Source organism: Sphingomonas sp. YR710 (assembly GCF_900101455.1).
Lineage (GTDB): Bacteria > Pseudomonadota > Alphaproteobacteria > Sphingomonadales > Sphingomonadaceae > Rhizorhabdus.
The window spans coordinates 1-19039 of record NZ_FMZJ01000024.1 but is presented as its reverse complement, the minus strand read 5'-3'; the positions used below and the strand labels follow the sequence as shown (position 1 = coordinate 19039).

Annotated in this window: 15 protein-coding genes, 1 tRNA gene and 1 pseudogene; 10 read left to right on the top strand and 7 right to left on the bottom strand. The window is 59.9% G+C overall.

The genetic code is table 11. From position 1 onward, the window contains the following. The first annotated feature begins 133 nt into the window (after positions 1-133). Positions 134-225 (top strand) — tRNA-Ser (locus BLS13_RS19345). Between the two features lie 144 nt (positions 226-369). After that, positions 370-621, top strand: coding sequence for an Arm DNA-binding domain-containing protein (locus BLS13_RS19340; protein ID WP_256325987.1), 252 nt, complete (start codon positions 370-372; stop codon positions 619-621). Here BLS13_RS19340 and BLS13_RS19335 read toward each other — a convergent pair. After that, positions 557-727 (bottom strand): annotated as a pseudogene (locus BLS13_RS19335) (DDE-type integrase/transposase/recombinase); the annotation flags it as partial. The gene BLS13_RS19340 and the pseudogene BLS13_RS19335 sit on opposite strands and share 65 nt — an antisense overlap. Before the next feature lie 113 nt (positions 728-840). On the opposite strand from BLS13_RS19335, the gene BLS13_RS19330 reads away from it, so the two are divergent. The 7 genes from BLS13_RS19330 (at position 841) to BLS13_RS19300 (ending at position 9330) form a co-directional block, all read left to right on the top strand. After that, on the top strand, positions 841-2661 hold the full coding sequence (locus BLS13_RS19330) for an alpha-amylase family protein (protein ID WP_093454592.1): 1821 nt from the start codon (positions 841-843) through the stop codon (positions 2659-2661). Positions 2662-2663: 2 nt separating this feature from the next. Continuing rightward, positions 2664-3116, top strand: coding sequence for a hypothetical protein (locus BLS13_RS19325; protein WP_093454590.1), 453 nt, complete (start codon positions 2664-2666; stop codon positions 3114-3116). Between the two features lie 483 nt (positions 3117-3599). Then, positions 3600-4898 carry an MFS transporter gene (locus BLS13_RS19320; RefSeq protein WP_093454589.1) on the top strand — a complete coding sequence of 433 codons (1299 nt, stop codon included), beginning with the start codon at positions 3600-3602 and terminating at the stop codon, positions 4896-4898. Next, complete coding sequence (locus tag BLS13_RS19315) at positions 4895-5482, top strand: gluconate 2-dehydrogenase subunit 3 family protein (protein ID WP_093454587.1); 588 nt, start codon at positions 4895-4897, stop codon at positions 5480-5482. Before BLS13_RS19320 ends, BLS13_RS19315 begins: the two co-directional genes overlap by 4 nt. After that, positions 5425-7182, top strand: coding sequence for a GMC oxidoreductase (locus tag BLS13_RS19310; protein WP_256325986.1), 1758 nt, complete (start codon positions 5425-5427; stop codon positions 7180-7182). The genes BLS13_RS19315 and BLS13_RS19310 overlap by 58 nt, the downstream gene beginning before the upstream one ends. A gap of 168 nt (positions 7183-7350) precedes the next feature. Further along, a complete protein-coding gene (locus tag BLS13_RS19305; RefSeq protein ID WP_093454584.1) occupies positions 7351-8229 on the top strand; it encodes a 3-keto-disaccharide hydrolase in 879 nt (292 codons plus the stop codon). Between the two features lie 48 nt (positions 8230-8277). Beyond that, positions 8278-9330, top strand: a complete 1053-nt coding sequence (locus BLS13_RS19300; RefSeq protein WP_093454583.1) for a LacI family DNA-binding transcriptional regulator — start codon at positions 8278-8280, stop codon at positions 9328-9330. Here BLS13_RS19300 and BLS13_RS19295 read toward each other — a convergent pair. The 6 genes from BLS13_RS19295 to BLS13_RS19270 form a co-directional block, all read right to left on the bottom strand. After that, a complete protein-coding gene (locus BLS13_RS19295) occupies positions 9302-10594 on the bottom strand; it encodes an MFS transporter (RefSeq protein ID WP_093454581.1) in 1293 nt (430 codons plus the stop codon). The genes BLS13_RS19300 and BLS13_RS19295 overlap by 29 nt on opposite strands. Beyond that, positions 10588-11415, bottom strand: a complete 828-nt coding sequence (locus tag BLS13_RS19290) for a hypothetical protein (RefSeq protein ID WP_093454579.1) — start codon at positions 11413-11415, stop codon at positions 10588-10590. The genes BLS13_RS19295 and BLS13_RS19290 overlap by 7 nt, the downstream gene beginning before the upstream one ends. Then, positions 11412-12461, bottom strand: a complete 1050-nt coding sequence (locus tag BLS13_RS19285; protein WP_093454577.1) for a Gfo/Idh/MocA family protein — start codon at positions 12459-12461, stop codon at positions 11412-11414. Before BLS13_RS19285 ends, BLS13_RS19290 begins: the two co-directional genes overlap by 4 nt. Positions 12462-12523: 62 nt before the next feature. After that, positions 12524-13477, bottom strand: a complete 954-nt coding sequence (locus BLS13_RS19280) for a sugar phosphate isomerase/epimerase family protein (protein WP_176943695.1) — start codon at positions 13475-13477, stop codon at positions 12524-12526. 52 nt (positions 13478-13529) lie between these two features. Further along, on the bottom strand, positions 13530-14579 hold the full coding sequence (locus BLS13_RS19275) for a sugar phosphate isomerase/epimerase family protein (protein WP_093454574.1): 1050 nt from the start codon (positions 14577-14579) through the stop codon (positions 13530-13532). Next, a complete protein-coding gene (locus BLS13_RS19270; protein ID WP_093454573.1) occupies positions 14576-15709 on the bottom strand; it encodes a Gfo/Idh/MocA family protein in 1134 nt (377 codons plus the stop codon). The genes BLS13_RS19275 and BLS13_RS19270 overlap by 4 nt, the downstream gene beginning before the upstream one ends. A 474-nt stretch (positions 15710-16183) precedes the next feature. Between BLS13_RS19270 and BLS13_RS19265 the strand changes: the two genes are divergently transcribed. Continuing rightward, a complete protein-coding gene (locus tag BLS13_RS19265; protein ID WP_176943694.1) occupies positions 16184-19006 on the top strand; it encodes a TonB-dependent receptor plug domain-containing protein in 2823 nt (940 codons plus the stop codon). Positions 19007-19039: the final 33 nt, after the last annotated feature.

Genomic DNA, 19039 nt, shown 5'->3' with positions numbered 1-19039 from the left:
GGTCCCTGAAAACTGACTAAGCCCCTTTATGCTGTCGCTGCAATGAACAGCCGCCCGGAATTTCACACATTACCGGCTCCGACGCGGTTGATCACCCACCAACTCCCCGCTATAGCCCCCGCTCTGCCTTCCCGGAGACGTGGGTGAGTGGCTGAAACCAGCGGTTTGCTAAACCGCCGTACGGAGCAATCCGTACCGAGGGTTCGAATCCCTCCGTCTCCGCCAGGGCCTGATCCCCCCGCATCCACCGCGAATCGAAAAAGTCCCGGATTTCCGGGACTTTGCATGTGATTCGCGTCCCGCTGCATCCGCTCGCATCCATCGGCAACCGATTGGAAATGTGGGAAACAATGTGGGAGAATTTGAGCCATGGGAAAGCTCTCCGCAACCGCTGTGAAGGCTGCGACACGCCCTGGTCGGATCGGCGATGGCGACGGCCTGTTCCTGATCGTCCAGCCCAGCGGGAGCAAAAGCTGGGTCTGCCGAGTCCAGAAGAACGGCAATCGCCGCGATTTCGGGTTGGGCAGTACGTCCAAGGTTTCACTTTCATTGGCCCGGGAGCGGGCACGCGGGCCAGCGCCTCTTCCAGAGCCTCGACACAAAAGTCGACCTCCATCGTGATCGACATCCGCCAAGCCAGCACGTTGCGGCTGAACCGGTCAACGATGGCAACGAGATAGACGAAGCCCTTGGCCATCGGGATGTAGCTGATATCGGTTGCCCAGACAGCAATCCTATAAAATAGGACAAGATGTGCTCCGTCAGCAAGACGCTGTGGATCAAATAGGCGTATATCGTGCGCGCACCATATCTTGATACTCACTTGTAAGGGAAATTCTCATGGGGTTCGATCGTCGTGAATTTCTTGTTTCGTCTGGTGTGGCCGCTGTTGGGTTGACGGTTGCTCTACCGAAGCGTGCAGGGGCGATCACTGTATCGCCGCCTTGGTATGAGCGTGTCCGCCGGTGGGGACAGATCAACATCAGCGAACCTGATGCCCGGGACTTCGATATCGGCTGGTGGCGGCGATACTGGAAAGCCACCGGCACGCAGGGCATGCTGCTCAACGCAGCGGGGGTCGTCGCTTATTACCCCACCAACGTCCCATTCCTTCCGCGCAGCACATTCCTCGCGGGACGCGACTTGTTCGGGGATCTCGCCAAGGTCTGCCGGGATGACGGCATCGCACTGGTTGCCCGCCTGCGCTACAAGATTGGCGACGACAACAAGGCATTGCTGGCTGCGCATCCTGATTGGGCCAGTGTCGATAGCCAGGGACGTCCGGGCAATCCCTGCATGAATGGCCCATTCATCTACGATTACTGGCCGAAAATTCTCAAGGAGATCGCGACGGATTACAAGCCGGACGGCTTCTCCATCAGCGGTTGGGGCGCCAATTACGAGATTTGCTATTGCCCAACCTGCACTTCGCTCTTCCGGCAGAAGACCGGTCAGACGCTACCGAAGTCAGCGGACTGGAACGATCAAGTCTATCGGACGTGGGTAGAGTGGAACAGCGATCAGGTGGTCGCAATGTGGGATTTCCAGAATGCCGTGACCCGCCGCTACGGCGGGGCGGACTGCCTGTGGATCGGCCAGCTTGTGGGAACAGTTGCCGCGCGCGACAGCCGCAAGATCGCCGACCGTGCCAAGATGCTGATGCTCGATCACCAATTTCGCAGCGAAGGGGAGTCACTGGCCGAGAACAGCACGGCCGGCAAGATCTTCAACGGCCTTATGGGCTGGAGCCGTCCTGTTGCTGCGGCGCAGTCGCTCTACTTCGGGCGACTGGCTTCGGCGCCCCTTGTCGAGACGCAGGCCTATATCCATGCCGCTGTCGCCGGCGGACTGGTGCCGTGGTGGCACACGATCTCCGCTTATAACGAAGACAAGCGCCGATACGACATCGTGGGACCCGTCTATGACTGGCACCGCAAGAACGAGCCATATCTGTTTGATCGCAAACCGGTCGCGACAGTGGGCGTGGTCTGGAGCGAGGTGAACAATCTCTATTTTGGGCGCGACTCCATCGGGCCTAATGTGGTGGAACCGTGGAGCGGCATGGTTGACGCACTTACCCACGCGCGCATCCCGTTCGTGGCGCTCCATGCCGACCATATTGACCGCGATGCGCATGGCCTGCGTGTGCTCATCCTTCCGAACCTTGCCGCTATGACCCAGCAGCAGGTTGCCAGCATCAGGAAGTTCGTGGCCGATGGCGGTGCGTTGTTAGCCACCGGACAGACCAGTTTGCGCGACCGCTTTGGAGATCCGCTGGAAGACTTCGCGCTTGCCGACCTGTTCAAGGCTCATGCTCTCCCCGAGGCGCGCACGAACGGACCGGCTCAGAGGCCGGATTCAGGGATGGACGGCGGCGCGTTCACTGCGCGCCAGGCGATGAAGGTTCCTGCTGGGCACGAGCCCGACAGAATTACATCCGCCTATTTCCCGAGATGCGAGCTAATTCGGAAGGCCCGCATACATCCAGGGAACCCGTCGTTATGCCAGGAGCGATACGGCATCCCGTTCTGGCTGGATTCGACCGGACTGACCTCGTTATGCTGGGCAGCAATCTCAACGGCATACAGGCCGCACCCGGTGCCGAAGTGCTCGCGGTCTATGTACCGCCGACGCCCGTCACGCCAGAGGACGCATGGATGAGGGTGGATCGTACAGATGTGCCCGCACTGATCGTCAACGATGCTGCCGGTAAGGGACGTGTCGTTTTTCTGCCCGCCGATCTCGATCGGCAATATGCGCGAACGAACAATCCGGATCACGCAACAATTCTATCCAATATCGTTCGATGGCTGGCTGGGGACACGATGCCCGTGACGGTGGAAGGCCCAGGGCTCTGGGACGTGAACCTGTACAAGCAACCAGGCCGTTTCGTACTTCATATCGGGAACCTGAATCCTGCGACGACGCACCCGCCGATCGAGGAGTTCTTTCCGATCGGCCCCCTGCGTATCCGCGTCGCGCTCGACATAGATACGCCCGGCAGGGAGGCGAAGCTGCTTGTCGCCGAGTGCCAGGTTCCTGTCCGAAAGGATCGGGGCTGGCTCGAGTTCGAGATACCGTCCATCACGATGCACGAGGCGGTGGTAATAAGCTGAGAGAAGTCAATAACGCTGGGAGATATTTTGCCGTCAGACGGTAGACGGATTTCAACAAAATCACCGTAGATAAAATGTGAAATAAATACTTCTCGGAAAATTCCGGGATAATATTACGATATTTATAGGATCTACATTCAGCCTGGATTATCAATATTTTTATATTGTCGACAAGAATCTGAGTTAGTCGAGCATAAATGTTGGGTAGTTCCCAATTTGGCCAAATATTCAATATTTCAAACGATGCATCGTCGAGCGGTCTGGGACGGCGCAGTGCGACAAAATTGCAGCCATCCATCGCCCTTGACAAGGCATCCGGCGCGCCTGATGATATCGTTTTCATAAAGGCGGCCGATGTTGCGTGGCACATTTTCGGTCGTGCTTTCAGGAGAGAAAGCCTTTTGATTCGCGCAAGGTGTTGGCGTCGCGGTCAGTATCGGCAGAGCATTAATCTGCCCCATCAAAATAAGAGCGAGAGGGTGAATGGAGAAGGAAAACGACAATCGACGCACAATCTTCTGGATAAGCGCCCTCGCCCTGTTCACCGGCGCTCTATCATTTTCGGTCCGAACCGGTGCTTCCGGTGCGATCAAGACAGAATTACTCGATACATATGCATCATTACATTCGGGTGAAATGATTGCTGCCGCACTTGGAAACTCATTCCTCGGATTCGCGCTTTCCTTGCTGGCCATCAGCTTGGCAATTGACATAATCGGCGCAAAGCGAGTGATCCTGTTTGCTTCGGCCTGTTACGTCGTCGGTCCCGCTTTAATTGTCGTGGCGCCGATTGCGGGCGGACCGGACGCGGTCTATCGCCTTTTGACAGCAGGCATGATCGTATGCGGCCTGGGCTGGGGGGCCACGGAAGCGTCGGTCAATGCGATAATCGCAGCGCTCTATCCCGGCGACAAGACCAAGCGCCTCAACAATCTTCACGCCTGGTGGCCGGCGGGGATTGTCGGCGGCGGTCTGGCCAGCCTCTTATTTTTCAACGCGCTCCACCTCGGCTGGCAGGCCTTGGTCGGGATCATCGCAATACCTGGCTTGGCGCTCGGGCTTTGGGCCGCGACGCAGACTTTTCCGCAAACAGAAACCGCTGCCATGGGCGTGTCGTTTACCGCCATGCTGGCCGAACCGTTCAAGCATCTCAGCTTCTGGATATTTCCGACGATCATGTTTCTGACCGCATCAGCCGAACTCGCGCCTGGCTCGTGGGTCGATGTTGCACTTACCCAGACCGTCGGCATGCCCGGAATTCTCGTCCTGGTCTATATTTCTGCGATCATGTTCGCGATGCGCCATTTCGCCGGCCTGTTAGAACATCGATTTTCGGACATGGGCTTGCTGTGCTTCTCCACCATTCCGGCCACAATCGGGCTTTACTTGCTTTCCCTGGCATCATCACCGTTCACCGCGCTTGTCGCCGCAACGCTATGGGCGTTCGGCGTATGCTTCATGTGGCCGACCATGCTGGCCGCCGTAGCGCGACGTTTTTCGCGCAGCGGCCCATGGGGTATCGGGATCGTCGGCTTTGCCGGGGCCATGGCTATCTATTTCGTGTTGCCGGAAATCGGTAAGATCTATGATGGAGCCAAACTAAAGGCGGCTGGCGGGCGGGACGCGTTCGCCGCCCTTGCGCCCGGTCCGGAATTGCGGAGGGTCCTGGGCTTCGCCGCGGAAAAATCATTCCAGGCCATCGCGATTATTCCGGCAATCCTGTTCTTTATATTCGGCTTGGTGCGGCTGATCGAGCGTAGGAACGGGAGGCTCCACCAATGATCGAAGTCCTCGGCATAGACCGGCGTGGGCTGCTTGAGCGCGTGATGCTGCTGACTGGAGCAATGGCAACACCCGGCTTCGGTGCCACTGCACTGGCCCAGGCCACAAAGGGCGCAAGCCACTTTCTGGACGCTTCCACCTTCGCGCTGCTCGGCGCGGTAGCGGACACGATCGTGCCACGCACCGATACGGCAGGCGCGATTGAGGCGGGTGTGCCCGCAAGCTTCGACTCGCTCCTCGCGAACTGGGCTTCGCCGCAGCATCGCTACGAGCTTAGCCAGTCCCTGGCGAAGATCGATGGAGCGGCGCGCCAAGACCACAGCGCAGGCTTCGTCGATCTGCCGCCGGCGGTCCGCACCTTATTGCTATCGGCCTACGATGCTTCGACCCTCGAACCGGCACGGCACGCCGGTCGGACGGCCTCCGATCCGGGCTATAAAAGGCTCAAGGAGTTGATCGTCACCCTCTATTATCTATCCGAACCCGCGCTGACCCAGGAGCTGAGCTATGTGCACGTGCCCGGCCAATGGAAACCATCGATACCCGTCACCGCCACAACCCGCCCCGCGGGCGGCCCCAACTGAGCGAAAACGCAATCATGTTTGATGCAATCGTGATCGGCTCTGGCATGAGCGGTGGCATCGCCGCCAAGGAATTGTGTGAACGCAACCTCAAGACACTGGTGATCGAGCGAGGCCGCAAGCTGGAGCACGGCGCCGAATATACCGACTGGATGCAACCATGGGATCTGCCCAATGCCGGCATGATTCCCGAGGATGAGCTGGCGCGGGACTATGCCGTCCAGCGCCAGTGCTATGCGGTCAATGCTGCGACCAAACAATATTGGGTCAAGGATAGCGAACACCCTTACACCACGCCGGCGGACAAGCCCTTTGCCTGGATCCGCGGCAATCATCTTGGCGGACGCTCGATCATGTGGGGGCGGCAGTCCTATCGTCTAAGCCCGATGGACTTCGAGGCAAATGCAAAGGATGGCCACGGTTCCGACTGGCCCATCCGCTACGAGGATCTGGCCCCCTGGTACGATCATGTCGAACGCTTCATCGGCGTTTCGGGATCGAAGGAGGGATTGCCGCAATTGCCTGACGGCGTTTTCCTGCCGCCGTTCGGTCTGAATGACGCCGAGCTGCAACTGAAAGGCGTGGTCGAGCAAAAATTTCCCGGCCGCAAGATTATTCCGGGGCGCTGTGCAAACCTCTCCGAGGCGCAGCCGCACCACGAGGAGCTGGGCCGCGGCACGTGCCAAACCCGGTCGCTTTGTGACCGGGGTTGTACCTTTGGCGCCTATCACTCGAGCCTTAGCTCATCGCTTCCGGCGGCTGAACGTACTGGCAACCTCACGATCGTGACAGACGCAATCGTTCATTCGATTATTCATGATCCCCGGACAGGGCGGGCAATCGGGGTGCGGGTTATCGATGCCCATACCAGGGTCGGCCGGATATATGAGGCCAGGCTGATATTTGGCTGCGCTTCGACCATTGGCACTGCGCAGATATTGCTGAATTCGAAATCGGAGGCTTTCCCGCGCGGCATGGCCAATTCGTCGGACCTGGTCGGCCGCAATTTGATGGATCACGTCTATGCGCTTGTTGTAAAAGGCACCCTGCCGAATGGCCCCAACACCTATTACCACGGGCGCCGACCCACGGGGCTGTACATCCCTCGTTTTCGCAACGTAAGCGAGCCAGCCGAATTCCTGCGCGGATATTGTTACCAAGGCGCCGTCTCGCGGGAGAACTGGCGCAGCAGCGCGCTTGGCAGCCCCGGTATCGGAGCCGAATTGAAAGCGCGCACTCGCCGGCTCGGCCCCTGGACGACTGTGCTTGCGGGTTTTGGCGAAATGCTGCCCAATCCGGAAAATCGGGTGACGCTGCACACGACCGACAAGGACCAGTGGGGCATGCCGATCGTCCATGTCGAATGCTCGCTGGGACCCAACGAGCGCAAGATGGCGAGCCAGATCGTCGAGGATGGCAAAGCGATGATCGAAGCTTCGGGCGGCACGGTTATGACTGTCAAAAGCGAACCTGGGATACCCGGCCTCGGCATTCACGAGATGGGCACTGCCTGTATGGGCAAGGACCCCACCCGATCGGTGCTGAACGGATTCAACCAGGCTCACGACGTGCCCAACCTGTTCATTACCGATGGTGCAGCCATGGCCTCCAGCGGATGCCAGAACCCATCATTGACCTACATGGCCCTATCCGCGCGCGCGGCCCACTATGCCGCAGAATTCCTGAAGGAGGGAAAGCTTTGACTGCGCCTCGTCGTTACCCCGGCAAATCCCGCCGCAGGTCCGACGCTTCGAGGGGAGCAGATCTGCCGGCAGCGGAGCCATGCCCACGACACGATGACGCAGGGCGGAGCGACCAGTCCGCTTGGCTCGATCTCAGCTCGCTGATGCATTGCGTAGAACGGATCGCCCATGGCTGAAGACGATCGCAATGATGCTGGTTGGCGCACGCTGTTCGATGGCGAAACCCTTCACGGCTGGCATACCGAGCCCCGCACTTACGGCGCCTTGTATCCGGGCGGACCGAGCGCGCTGACCATTTTGGACAGGCTGGGCCTCCCGCGTCCGGTCGAGCCGGAACTGCATCCGGCAGCCTGGCATGTGGAAGACGGCCATATCGTTGGCCAGCAAAGCGAGCCCGGTAACGGCTATGGGGGATACCTGGTAAGCGACGAAACTTTCGGTGATTTCGAATTGACGTTCGAGGCGCGACCCGATTGGCCGGCGGATACCGGCGTCATGGTGCGTCGGCGCCCTCTGGATTGGACTGGCTTCCAGATTCTGATCGATCATCGTGAGCATGGCAGCATCGGCGGGTTCTTCGGGAACGGTCTTGCATCCTTTTCGGCCGCCCCGTTCGCCCTTCGGTCGAAATGCGACGGCTCCGGACAAGTTATCGGCCTCATCGCCGATACCCCCGAAACTTCGCCGTGGCCCGTCACGCAGGACAAGATCGATCGTCTGAACCATGCCTGCGACGTGAACGACTTTCTCCGTGTCTGGCGATGGGGTGATTGGAACGAGTTCCGCATCAAGGTGGTAGGCGACTTGCCGACCATCACGACCTGGGTAAACGGGTTGAAGGTCGCCGAACTGGACACGGCGACGATGACATCCCCCAACTATGATCCCGACGCGGTCTTGGCGTTCCTGGGAGTGCGCGGCCACATCGCTTTCGAAGTACATGACAACGACCCGATGATGGGCGAGAGCCGATGGGGGGTGGGTGCGCGTTGTCGCTGGCGCAGCATCCGCATACGGCTCCTGCCGGAAGGAGCGCGCCCTGGTTGACCACGGGCGCTACTTCCCAGCGATTTTCTTTTGGTCTAACCTGGCGCAATGGCGACAATTCTTGAGGTAGCGCGTGCAGCGAAGGTTTCCCCTGCAACCATTTCCCGCGTTCTTTTGCGACCGGAACTTGTCGCGGAAAAAACGCGGCTGAGAGTCCAGGAAGTAATCGACGCACTCGGCTACAAGCCGAATCCCACCGCCGCCAGTTTGCGCACCACACGCACCGGCAAAATCGTCGTCAGCGTACCGAATATCGCCAATCCGTTCTTTTCGAACATCGTTCGGGGCATAGAAGAATGCGCGCAGAAGAACGGTTATTCGGTGCTGCTTGGCGACACTTGCGGAGATCGAGCCCGCGAGGAACGCTATGCATCGATGCTCGGTAGCCGCGAGGCCGATGGCCTGATCTTCCTCGGTCATCGCCTCCCCGATGCGGTGCGCGATACCGTATCGCGCGATGGCCCGAAGGCCCCGATCGTCAACGCTTGTGAATTCAGTCCCTCACTCGGCGTGTCGAGCGTGCACATCGATAACCAGCTTGCCGCGAAAACGGCGATGGAGGCATTGTACGACCTGGGTCATCGCAATATCGGCGTGATCACCGGCTATCTGGAGAGCCCGCTGAGCCGCGACCGACTCAAAGGCGCCATGGATGCCATCGCCCAAAAGAGCGATGCCCGCATCACCGTGCTGTCGGACAATTTTTCGATCGAATCGGGCTATCGCCTGACCCTCGAACTGGCCGATTCGGTCCAACCGACGGCGGTGTTCTGCTTTTCCGACGAGATGGCGATCGGCGCTCTCGCTGCCCTGCGGGCGTTGAAGCTACGCTGCCCGGAAGACGTTTCCGTCATGGGCTTCGACGACATCGACATCGCGCGCTATGTCTACCCGGCGCTCACCACCACTCGCCAGCCGATGCACTCCATTGGCACCCTTGCCGCGGAGCTCCTCCTCGATATCATCGCTCAAAAGCAGTCGGAATTGCGGTTCGTTACGCTTCCCCACAAGCTGGTTGTGCGGCGAAGCGTCGGCCCTGTGCCTTTACGGGGGAAGGACGGCGCCTCGGCGCTCAACGGGTCTTTCGCACCGGAAGTATAGCCAAGGCGCCGATGATGCCGAACACCGTCGCCGCCAGATAGACTGCCGAGTAGTTATTCCCGCCTCCACCGATGGAAAGGAACAGTGGTGCCAGCGCCGGCGCCAGCGATTGGGGTAAGCTGTTGGCGACCTGGATCACACCCATGTCCTTGGCTGCATCTGAACGGTCTGGCAGTACCGCCACGCAAAGCGCGAGATCCACCGCCGCGAAGACGCCAGCGCCTATCCCGACCATGATCATGCCGACGATGAATGGGGCCAACGCATTGGACATGCTGATGATCGCCAGGCCCAGCGACATGATGAGCGCGGGCAGGAACACAAAGGGTTTCACTCTTCCGGTACGGTCCGACAGCCAACCGCTGAGCGGCGTCAGCACCACGGTCAATCCCGCGCCGATCGAGGTGATCAGGAAGACGTACCCCGCGACTTCTGCAGGCGCGATTCCGATGCGGTCAGTCAGGAAATAGACCTTGTAGGTATGGCTCGACGAAGCGGCGAGGAAGATCAGAAAGCGGCTGAGAAACACCCAGGCGAAGTCCGGATGTCGCAGCGGGTTGATCCAGAACAGCTGCGGCAGCGCGCGAAGCTGGAATGTCGTCTTGCGAACCGCCATGGGAGGTTCCTTCAACAGGCAGAACAGGAGCGGAATGGCGATCGCGCCGGGGAGCCAGGGCACCAGGAACATCGCGATATCGTTGCCCACGGTGAATTGCGTGATGAACGCACCGGTCGCCATTGCCAGTGGTCCCGAGATGCCGAGCATGGCCGACATACGACCACGCTGACGATCAGGCACGACGTCGGCGATTACCGCATTGAGCGAAGCCTGCGCGGCGTTGGACCCACACTGGCATATCAGCCAGCCAATCCCGACCTGCAGCAGCGTCGCAGCCGTGGCGACTACCATGAGGCCGCACAGGAGCAGCGCCGATCCGGCCAGGATCCAAGGCTTTCGTCGGCCCACCCGGGTTGAGGTCCGATCCGACAGAGCCCCCCAGATCGGCGCTGCCACGAGCGCGACGAATGCGCCGAATGCCATGATCCGGCCAAGGCCCATGCCCTTGCCTTGCGGCCCGGCAATGCTGCTGACCTTGAAAGCGAGCGTGACGGCGGCGGGCGTCATCAAGGCCATCCAGGCCGCATACTGCGCGAACATGTAGGAGAGCATGAAGCTGGTACTGACCGGCGGTCGCATATCGGACGGCTTCGCGCCTGCCGAACCGGCGATTTCGGGGGCATCGCTTGCAGTCGCAATCACCATGCCTTTTCCATCCGATCGAACAATCTCCCTTCCAGCGCATCGAGGAGCCGGACATCCGCTTCGAAATCAGCAAGCGATCGGGATGCCTCCTTTCCCGCCAGGAGCCGGCGCAGAGTTGCCCGGTGCGGGGTTTCGAAGATCGTGGGCAAATGCAGGCGGTGCGCCGGCGTTGTGACACTTCCCTCGCTGGGCCGGGCGCAGTCGGCCGGATATATTATCAGCGACGCCAGAATATCGTCAGCAAAGGCACTAACGCAGTGACGAGCGCTCAACCCGCTCGTGGCCAGCGCTGTCATGCGAAGCATGACGTCCTTGCGGGCGCGCAATCCGGTACCCAGCGCCATTGTGCTGCCTCGGCCCGTCTGGGCATCGGTGAAGGCGATTTCGCTGATGCCCAACGCCCGCGCCAACCGCAATTGCTCGAAGCGGGCCGCGCGATCTTCCACGCTGCACGCCGCATAGGCGGTCAGCGAAAGGAACGTCATTGGTCCATCGAGCGCGGCGTGAAACGGCGCCACGCCCGGATTGTCGGCGAAGCTCTCACTCAGCACCAGCATCGCATCGTGTGACCGAACCCGAAGGGCCAGGTCGCCGATCGGCGTTATGTTTTCGGGGCCGGGATCGATGACCATGATGCGCCGAATCCCGCTCTCAATCGCTTCTGTTGCCAGTCCGCACCAGCCTGAACGACCTGGAAGGACGAGGAGATCGGCTTTTGCATAATCGTCCGCCAGCCACAGAGACTGGGCAAGCGAGGCGACCAGCCCCCCGGTCAGATCCCTCATCAGGGGATGTGCCGCAACCGCGAGCCCCTGCGTCATGCCGCAATTCTGCCTTCGACCAAGGCGCAGGACTGACACGCAATGTCGATCGCGAATTTCACGTCGGCGACCAGCGTATCGGCGGTGGCGATTTTGCCCTGCTTTCCTGCGAGCGTAGCAGCGATCGCAAGCCATTCGCCTTCGTAGCCGTTGTGCATCTGCGGATGATGAACGATGCTGCGACCATCGCGGGAAATCGTCGTGACACCGGAGCCGGCGTGGACGAAGGATGGGGTAAACTCGATCTGCAGGACCATCGTTTCGGACATCGCCTCGAAGGTCCAGCGCGGCTGCCAGTGTTTCCCCATATGCGCGAAGAGTTCGATCAGGCGATCGCCCGCGCGCAAGGTAATCGCATATCCAATGGGTCCGAAGGTCGCGACGTCGGTCACGTTTGCTTGCTCGCCTTCCGGTACGAACATGCGGACGATAGGCAAATCGTGGATTGCCAGTTCCATGATGCCGTCGCGGACCATCCAGATACGGCGGTCGCCCGAGGGAGCCGAGCGCGGCGGCGCATCGACCGGCCTCGGCACGGCTTCGAATACCCATTGTTCGATGTGGGAATTTGACGGCAGCGTCATGCTCGACCGGATGGTGTGGGCTTCCGCCGCGAGCTTGGCCAGAGCCGACCCGGCGCTCCGCAAGGCAGGATCGTAGATGTGCATCGATCCCACCACCAGCGGTACACCGGTCTCGGCGGCGACAACGGCAATGCACTCGGCTTCCGCCACTGTTGCGGCCAACGGTTTCTCGCAGAGAATCGCGCGCTTGCCGGCGCGCATCGCCGCGATGACTTGATCGGCGTGGAACGGAGGAGGCGTGCAGACCGCGACGACATCGACGGCGGGATCGGCCAACAGCGCATCGAGGCTTGAATGGGCCTTCGCGCCAGCAATTTCGGCCACAGCTTGCGCCAGCGGCGGCTGCACGTCCCACACCGCCACGGTTCGGAAGCGATCCTGCAGGCGCGCGAGGGTTGGCAGGTGGATCGCCTGCACTACGCCACCCGCTCCGACAAAGCCGACGCCAATTCTCTCGATCATCGAATTCTCTCCCACAAGCCAGCTGTTCGCGCCGGTCTTGGTGACGTGGTTTTGTCGGTGCTTCAGCCCGCCGTTCTCAATTCGGCCAGATAACGATAGTTGTCGGCCATGACTTCGATCGGCGGACGAGTGAACGGATCTTCCTGTTCGACGTAAAAGCCACGCGTTCCGGCCGCATATGCAGCCGGTAACAGGCGCTTCCAGTCGACAATGCCCTTTCCGAGGTCGGCAGGGTCCTGCACGATCGCGAAATTAAGCGGCGTCGTCGGCTTGATGTCCTTGACGTGGAATTTCGTGATGCGGCCAGGGTGCGCATCGAGCAGCGCGAAGACATCCATCCGCGACGCATAGGCCCAACCGACATCGAGCTCGAATTGCACGAATTTAGTATCGGTCTTTCGCAGGAGTATTTCTAGTCCGAATTCAGTACCTTGCGGGGCGAATTCCACGTTGTGATTGTGATAGCTCAACTGCAACCCTTGCTTGCGCAGAGCCTCACCCTTCTCGTTGAGGAAATCCGCCATGCGCGCGTAATCGTCTGCTATAAGCGCCTCACCGGCGGCAGGGATGAAATCGGACGGCTTGCCCCCGGGGTTGGACAATAGCCGCTCCGGAATCAGGAACAGCGGCATGACGACGTCCGTGGCACCAATCGTATGGGCGTCGGCCACAACCTGGTCAAAGCTGGTCGTCAGGTTCGCACCTGGCCCGAGCGGTTGTGGCATGGCATGCATAGAGCGACAGGCAAGGCCGGCAGCGTCCAGTGCCGTGCGGCAGTCCGCCGCCGAATGGCCGTAAAGGCTGGATGTCTCGACGAGACGATAGCCAATCCTGGCAACCTTACGCAGGGTACCGGCAAAGTCCGCACGCAGGTCCGTCCGCAACGGGTAAAGCTGGATTCCAATCGGAAGGCCATGCGCTTCGAAGAAAGGTGTCTCGGTCGCGGCGGCGGCACGACCAAGCCCAGCGGCGACAGCCACCGCGGCAATGCCTTTCATCATGGTGCGCTTGCTCATCCCATGTCTCCATCCCTGCATGCCACGCCCTCCGTCGCTTACTGCTCAGGCCTTACAGCCCTAATATTCTTCGGTTTTTCAGGTCATCGCCGCCTGCCGCGGCGAAATCGTCGAAAGCGGTCGAAGTCACCCGAATAATGTGCCGACGGATAAATTCCGCTCCTTCGAGTGCACTGTCCTCGGGATGTTTGAATGCGCATTCCCACTCCAGCACTGCCCATCCAGCGAAGTCATATTGTGCCATTTTCGAGAAGATCGCGCCGAAGTCGACCTGACCATCTCCTAGCGACCGAAACCTGCCCGCTCTGTCCGACCAATCCTGATACCCCCCATAGACACCGCTACGGCCGTTTGGGCGGAACTCGGCGTCTTTGACGTGGAAGCAAGCGATCCGATCGTGATAGCGATCGATGAAGTCGAGATAGTCGAGCTGCTGCAGCACGAAATGCGACGGATCGAACAGGATGCGTGCGGCGGGGTGTTCGCCGACTGCATCCAGGAACCGTTCCCAGCTGGCGCCATCGTGAACGTCTTCGCCGGGATGCACCTCGAACGCGCATTCAATGCCGGCTTCCCCGAATGCGTCGAGGATGGGCGTCCAGCGACGAGCCAGTTCGCGAAAGGCTTCGTCGATCAAGCCTGCGGGTCGCTGTGGCCAAGGATAGACGTAAGGCCAGGCAAGCGCTCCCGAAAAGGTCGCATGTGCAGACAGGCCCAGATTGGCGCTCGCCTTCGCGGCCAGCTTGAGTTGATCGGTCGCCCAACTGAGACGTGCCGCAGGATCGCCGCGATACTGCGGCGGCGCAAAGCCATCAAACAAGATATCGTAAGCAGGGTGTACCGCAACGAGCTGTCCTTGCAGGTGAGATGAAAGCTCTGAAAGCTCGACGCCGGCATCCGCCAGACGGGCGCGAAGATCATCGCAGTAATCGCTGCTTTGCGCCGCCGTAGCGAGATCGATCAACCTGGGATCGCAGGGTATCTGGACGCCGCTGTACCCCAGTCCGCTCGCCCAGCAGGCGAGATTGTCGAGTGTGTCGAACGGCGGTTCGTCCTTTATGAATTGGGCTAGGAAGACTGCAGGCCCTTTTATGGTCTTCATGGCCTCTCCTCCATGCTTGTCCAGCGCCCATGGCGATTGGACACGATCGCCCGATCGATGAAGCGCATGGAACGCAGACCGTCTGTTACCCCAGGCACCTCGCCGTCGATAAGCGACGGCGCTGTGCCTAAAAGCGCATCAGCTACGTCCCGGTAAATCGTCGCCATCGCCTCAATGAACCCTTCGGGGTGGCCCATCGGCAGGCGAGTCGCTCGCTTGGCCGCCGGACATGAATCGGGAGCACCGGCATGAAGCAATTCCGAGCGCCCGTTGCCACGATCGATCCGCAACACCGCGGGGTCCTCATGCCGCCAGGCCAAGGTGCCGCTCGCGCCATGGACCCGGATCGACAAGCCATTGCGTTCTCCCGTCGCAATCTGCGAGGCGGTTAGCACGGCAACTCCGCCATTTGTCAGGCGCATCAACACATTGCAGTCATCGTCGAGCCGGCGTCCGGCAACCATCGAAGACAGCATCGCGTTTAGCTCGGTCACGCGCTGGCCCGAAACATACTCCGCCAACTGGAAGGCATGGACGCCAATATCTCCGGCGCAGCCGCCAAGGCCCGCGCGCGCTGGGTCAAGCCGCCAGATTTGCGCATCCCCGGCGCCGTTCGATAGCCAACCCTGTGGATAATCGACCACGATCTTGCGAACTTCGCCGATATCCCCCGCGGCAATGCGGGCACGAGCCTCGCGAACCATGGCATAGCCTGTGTATGTAAACGTCAGCGCGTAGATGCCGCGGGATGCCGCGACGATCGGCACGAGCAGTTCAGCCTGTTCGAGCGTCGCGGTCATCGGCTTGTCGCAGATCACGTGGAGCCCGGCGCGGAGAGCATCCGATGCGATCGCGAAATGCGATTCATTGGGCGTCGCTATGACTATGCACGCAACGCCGTCCTGTCGCTGGGCCTCTCCGATGATGAGTTCGCTGTGATCGGCATAGATCCGGTCGATTGGCACCCCCCATTCTCGCCCGCGCACGCGCGACTTTGCGGGATCCCTGCCAAATACGCCTGCAACCAGCGCGAAGCGGCCGTCCAACTGCGCAGCCATACGGTGAATGCCGCCGATGAACGACCCGACGCCGCCACCGACTAGCGCGATTCGAATCGACGCGTCGCTCATGCCACAACCCTTACCGCCCTGGCGGAGGGTGCGGACGGACTATCCTCACTCGACATTGATGATAACAATTTCATCGTTGGAAATCTCGCACTTTTCGGCGCCCATCGATATCCGCTGCATAAAGCCCGCAGGTTATTCTTGAAAACGATTTCATTTCGACGTATTTACACGTCGAAGGTCTCCTGTCGAGACCAACCTGTTTTGAGGGAGACGAAATAGCTGAGGATGCCGCACTCAGGTTTCGCCATGCTGAACATTCGGCCACGTCTATCGGCCCACACCGCCCAATAAACGGCAGAAATTGGGTCTTTTCAGCGCAAGCTGCCTAATGCCATTTTTACAATGGGCGGGCCGCTCCACCATAAAAAGACCGCCGCACGATTTACTTAATAATAATAATTGTTACACTTAATTAATCGACGCTGACCGCAGATGGAATCGGCGCGACAAAAAATGCAACGGAGGAGATGGATAATGAAGGGAAGAGCTTTCTCTCAAGGTGCGAGCGCACTCGCGATAATGCTTACAGCGCCCGCCTGGGGACAGAACACTGTGCAGCCGGCATCCGCGGACGAGCCACCGCTCATTGACGAGATCGTGGTGACGGGATCACGGATCGCCAGCAAGGGTTTCGAAGCGCCGAGCCCGGTAACGGTCTTGCAGACGGAGCAGTTGATCCAGCGAGCGCCCGGGACGATAGCAGATGCGCTCAATCAGCTTCCCGCGTTCCAGAACTCGATCAATCAAAACCAGTTGCCCACCGCCAATCCGAACGTTCAGCGGTCCGGAAACTATCTCAACTTGCGCGCTCTTGGCACGCAGCGTGTGCTTGTTCTCCAGGACGGCCAGCGGCTTCCGCCGTCAGGTAACAACGGCGGCGTCGACGCTAATCTCATTCCACAGTTGCTTGTAGAACGGGTCGACATCGTTACTGGCGGCGGCTCCGCCGCTTACGGATCGGACGCCGTCTCCGGTGTCGTCAACTTCATCCTCAACAAGCGGTTCAAGGGCGTGAAGGCCCAGATACAGCGAGGTGTCGCCTCCGGCGGCTACGCTGGATCCTACCGTGTTGGTGTAGCTGCGGGAACATCGCTGCTCGACGATCGACTTCATATCATAGCCAGCGCCGAGCGCTATCATATCGACCGGATCGCAAAAACCAGCCTTCCCATTATCGCCGATGGCTGGGTGCCCGTGGGGAGCGGAACGACCGCCGATCCGTTTCGCTACATTTCGGGCGCCCGGGCGGTGAGCGCGGAAGGGGGCTTTACCCAGTCGGGGCCAGCGGGCTTCGTCGGCAAGCAGTTTGCGCCCAATAGCGATCTGGTAGCTTATAACACCGGTCTGCCTGCGGGCCGCGTTAATCTTCAGATCGGCGGCGACGGCCTTCTGCAAGCGCAACAGGGCCGTGATATCACGCCGTCGGTGACAACGAACCAGCTCTTCGGGCGGGGGGAATACGATCTCACCCCCTCGCTGAGCGTGTTTGCCTCAATCGGCTACAATACCGCAAGCAACTACGACCAGCCCGGTTCGCGCGTTCGTGTACCGAGCACCATCTTCCGCAACAACGCCTACCTGACGCCTGCGACGTTGGCCCTGCTGGGAAATGCCGCCAGCTTCAACATCACCCGGACGTTCAACGATCTTCCCCCAAACAACATCACGCAGGACAGCAAGAGCCTTCTCGTCACGGCCGGTATTCAGGGCAAGCTGCGCAACCTTTCGTGGAACGTCGGCTATGTCCACGGCGATACGAAGTTTCTGAGCAGTTCGCTTGACACGCTGAACCAGAACTTCTTCGCGGCGCTGGATGCCGTGCGCGATCCCGCGACAAACAATATTGTCTGCAATGTGAGCCTGACCAATCCGGGGCTCTATCCAGGCTGTGTTCCGATCAATATCATGGGCGTCGGCAATGTCACGCCCCAGGCACTGGCCTATATCGAGAGCTATTCCCAGTGGCGGGTGCGCAACAAGATGGACAGTTTTCAGGCGCTGATATCGGGCGATCTGTTTTCTGGATGGGCCGGACCTATCTCGTTCGCACTCGGGGGCGAATACCGCAAGCAGAGCCTGGTTCAAACGAGCAACGCCAACCCGGCTATCGCAACGACCTTCACCGGGCTGCGGGGCGTCGCCGCTTCGGCGATGAACCGATACTTCGTGCTCAATAATGGGATCGGGGCAGGTTCGTACAACATCAAGGAAGCGTTTGGCGAACTTAACGTGCCTATCCTCAAGGATTCAGCAGTCGGCTCACTGTCGATCAACGGGGCTGGACGCGTGACTGATTACAGTACGAGCGGCACCGTCGTTACGTGGAAGGCCGGTGCACTCTATGATCCGATAGACGGCATTCGGTTCCGGCTCACCCGTTCGCGCGACATCCGCGCACCCACGCTGTATGAGTTGTTTGCCGGACAAACTATCACCCGATTGGGCGTTCTCGACAAGCTGACCGGGCTAAATGTCAGCACGCAGTCAGTTAGCGGCGGCAACCCGAACCTCAAGCCCGAGATCGCCAACACGCTCACCGCCGGTGTCATCTTCAAGCCATCCTTCATTCGGGGCTTCAACCTCTCGATCGACTATTTCAACATCAACATCGACAAGGCGATCGGCGCGCCATTCACAGGCCAGCAAGTCATGGATATTTGCGCGGCCAGCAATTACAGTTCGCCGGTCTGCGACCAGATCATCCGACCATTGGGAGCGGCCAATCCAGATCCGAACAATGGACCAACGGCAGTCCTTATCAACAATCAGAACCTGCGGAACTTCAAAACCAGCGGCATCGATTTCGAACTGCGATATCAGCTGCCGGTCGGCTCGGGAAAGCTGACGATCGAGAGCCTGGCGACGCGGCTCCTGTCGTCCAAGCAACAGAATGCGCCCGGCCAGGCAGTCTTCAATTTCCTGGGGAACGCGGACATGACGGATGGCAACCCGATCATTCAGCCGAAGTGGCGCGGAAACGTCAATGTCACATATGAGACCGGCCCGTTCACGCTTTCGGTGCAGGAGCGCATTATCGGTAGCCTGAAGCGTTCGAATATCCTCGTCTATCAAGACAACTCGATCGGCGCGGTGGCTTATACCGATATCAGCGCGGTCGCCCGAGTGCCGAGCAAGTTCGGAGGGGTAGAGTTGTTCGGGACTGTCAACAACCTGTTCAACCGCAAGCCGCCGATCATTCCCACGAGCACCAGCCCGGGCCTTGCCTATCCGACGATCCGGTCGGCGTATGACATCATCGGGACATACGTTACTATAGGCGCCCGCCTGAAAATGTGAGTGAGAATACCATTGGGGCGATCGTCATTGTAA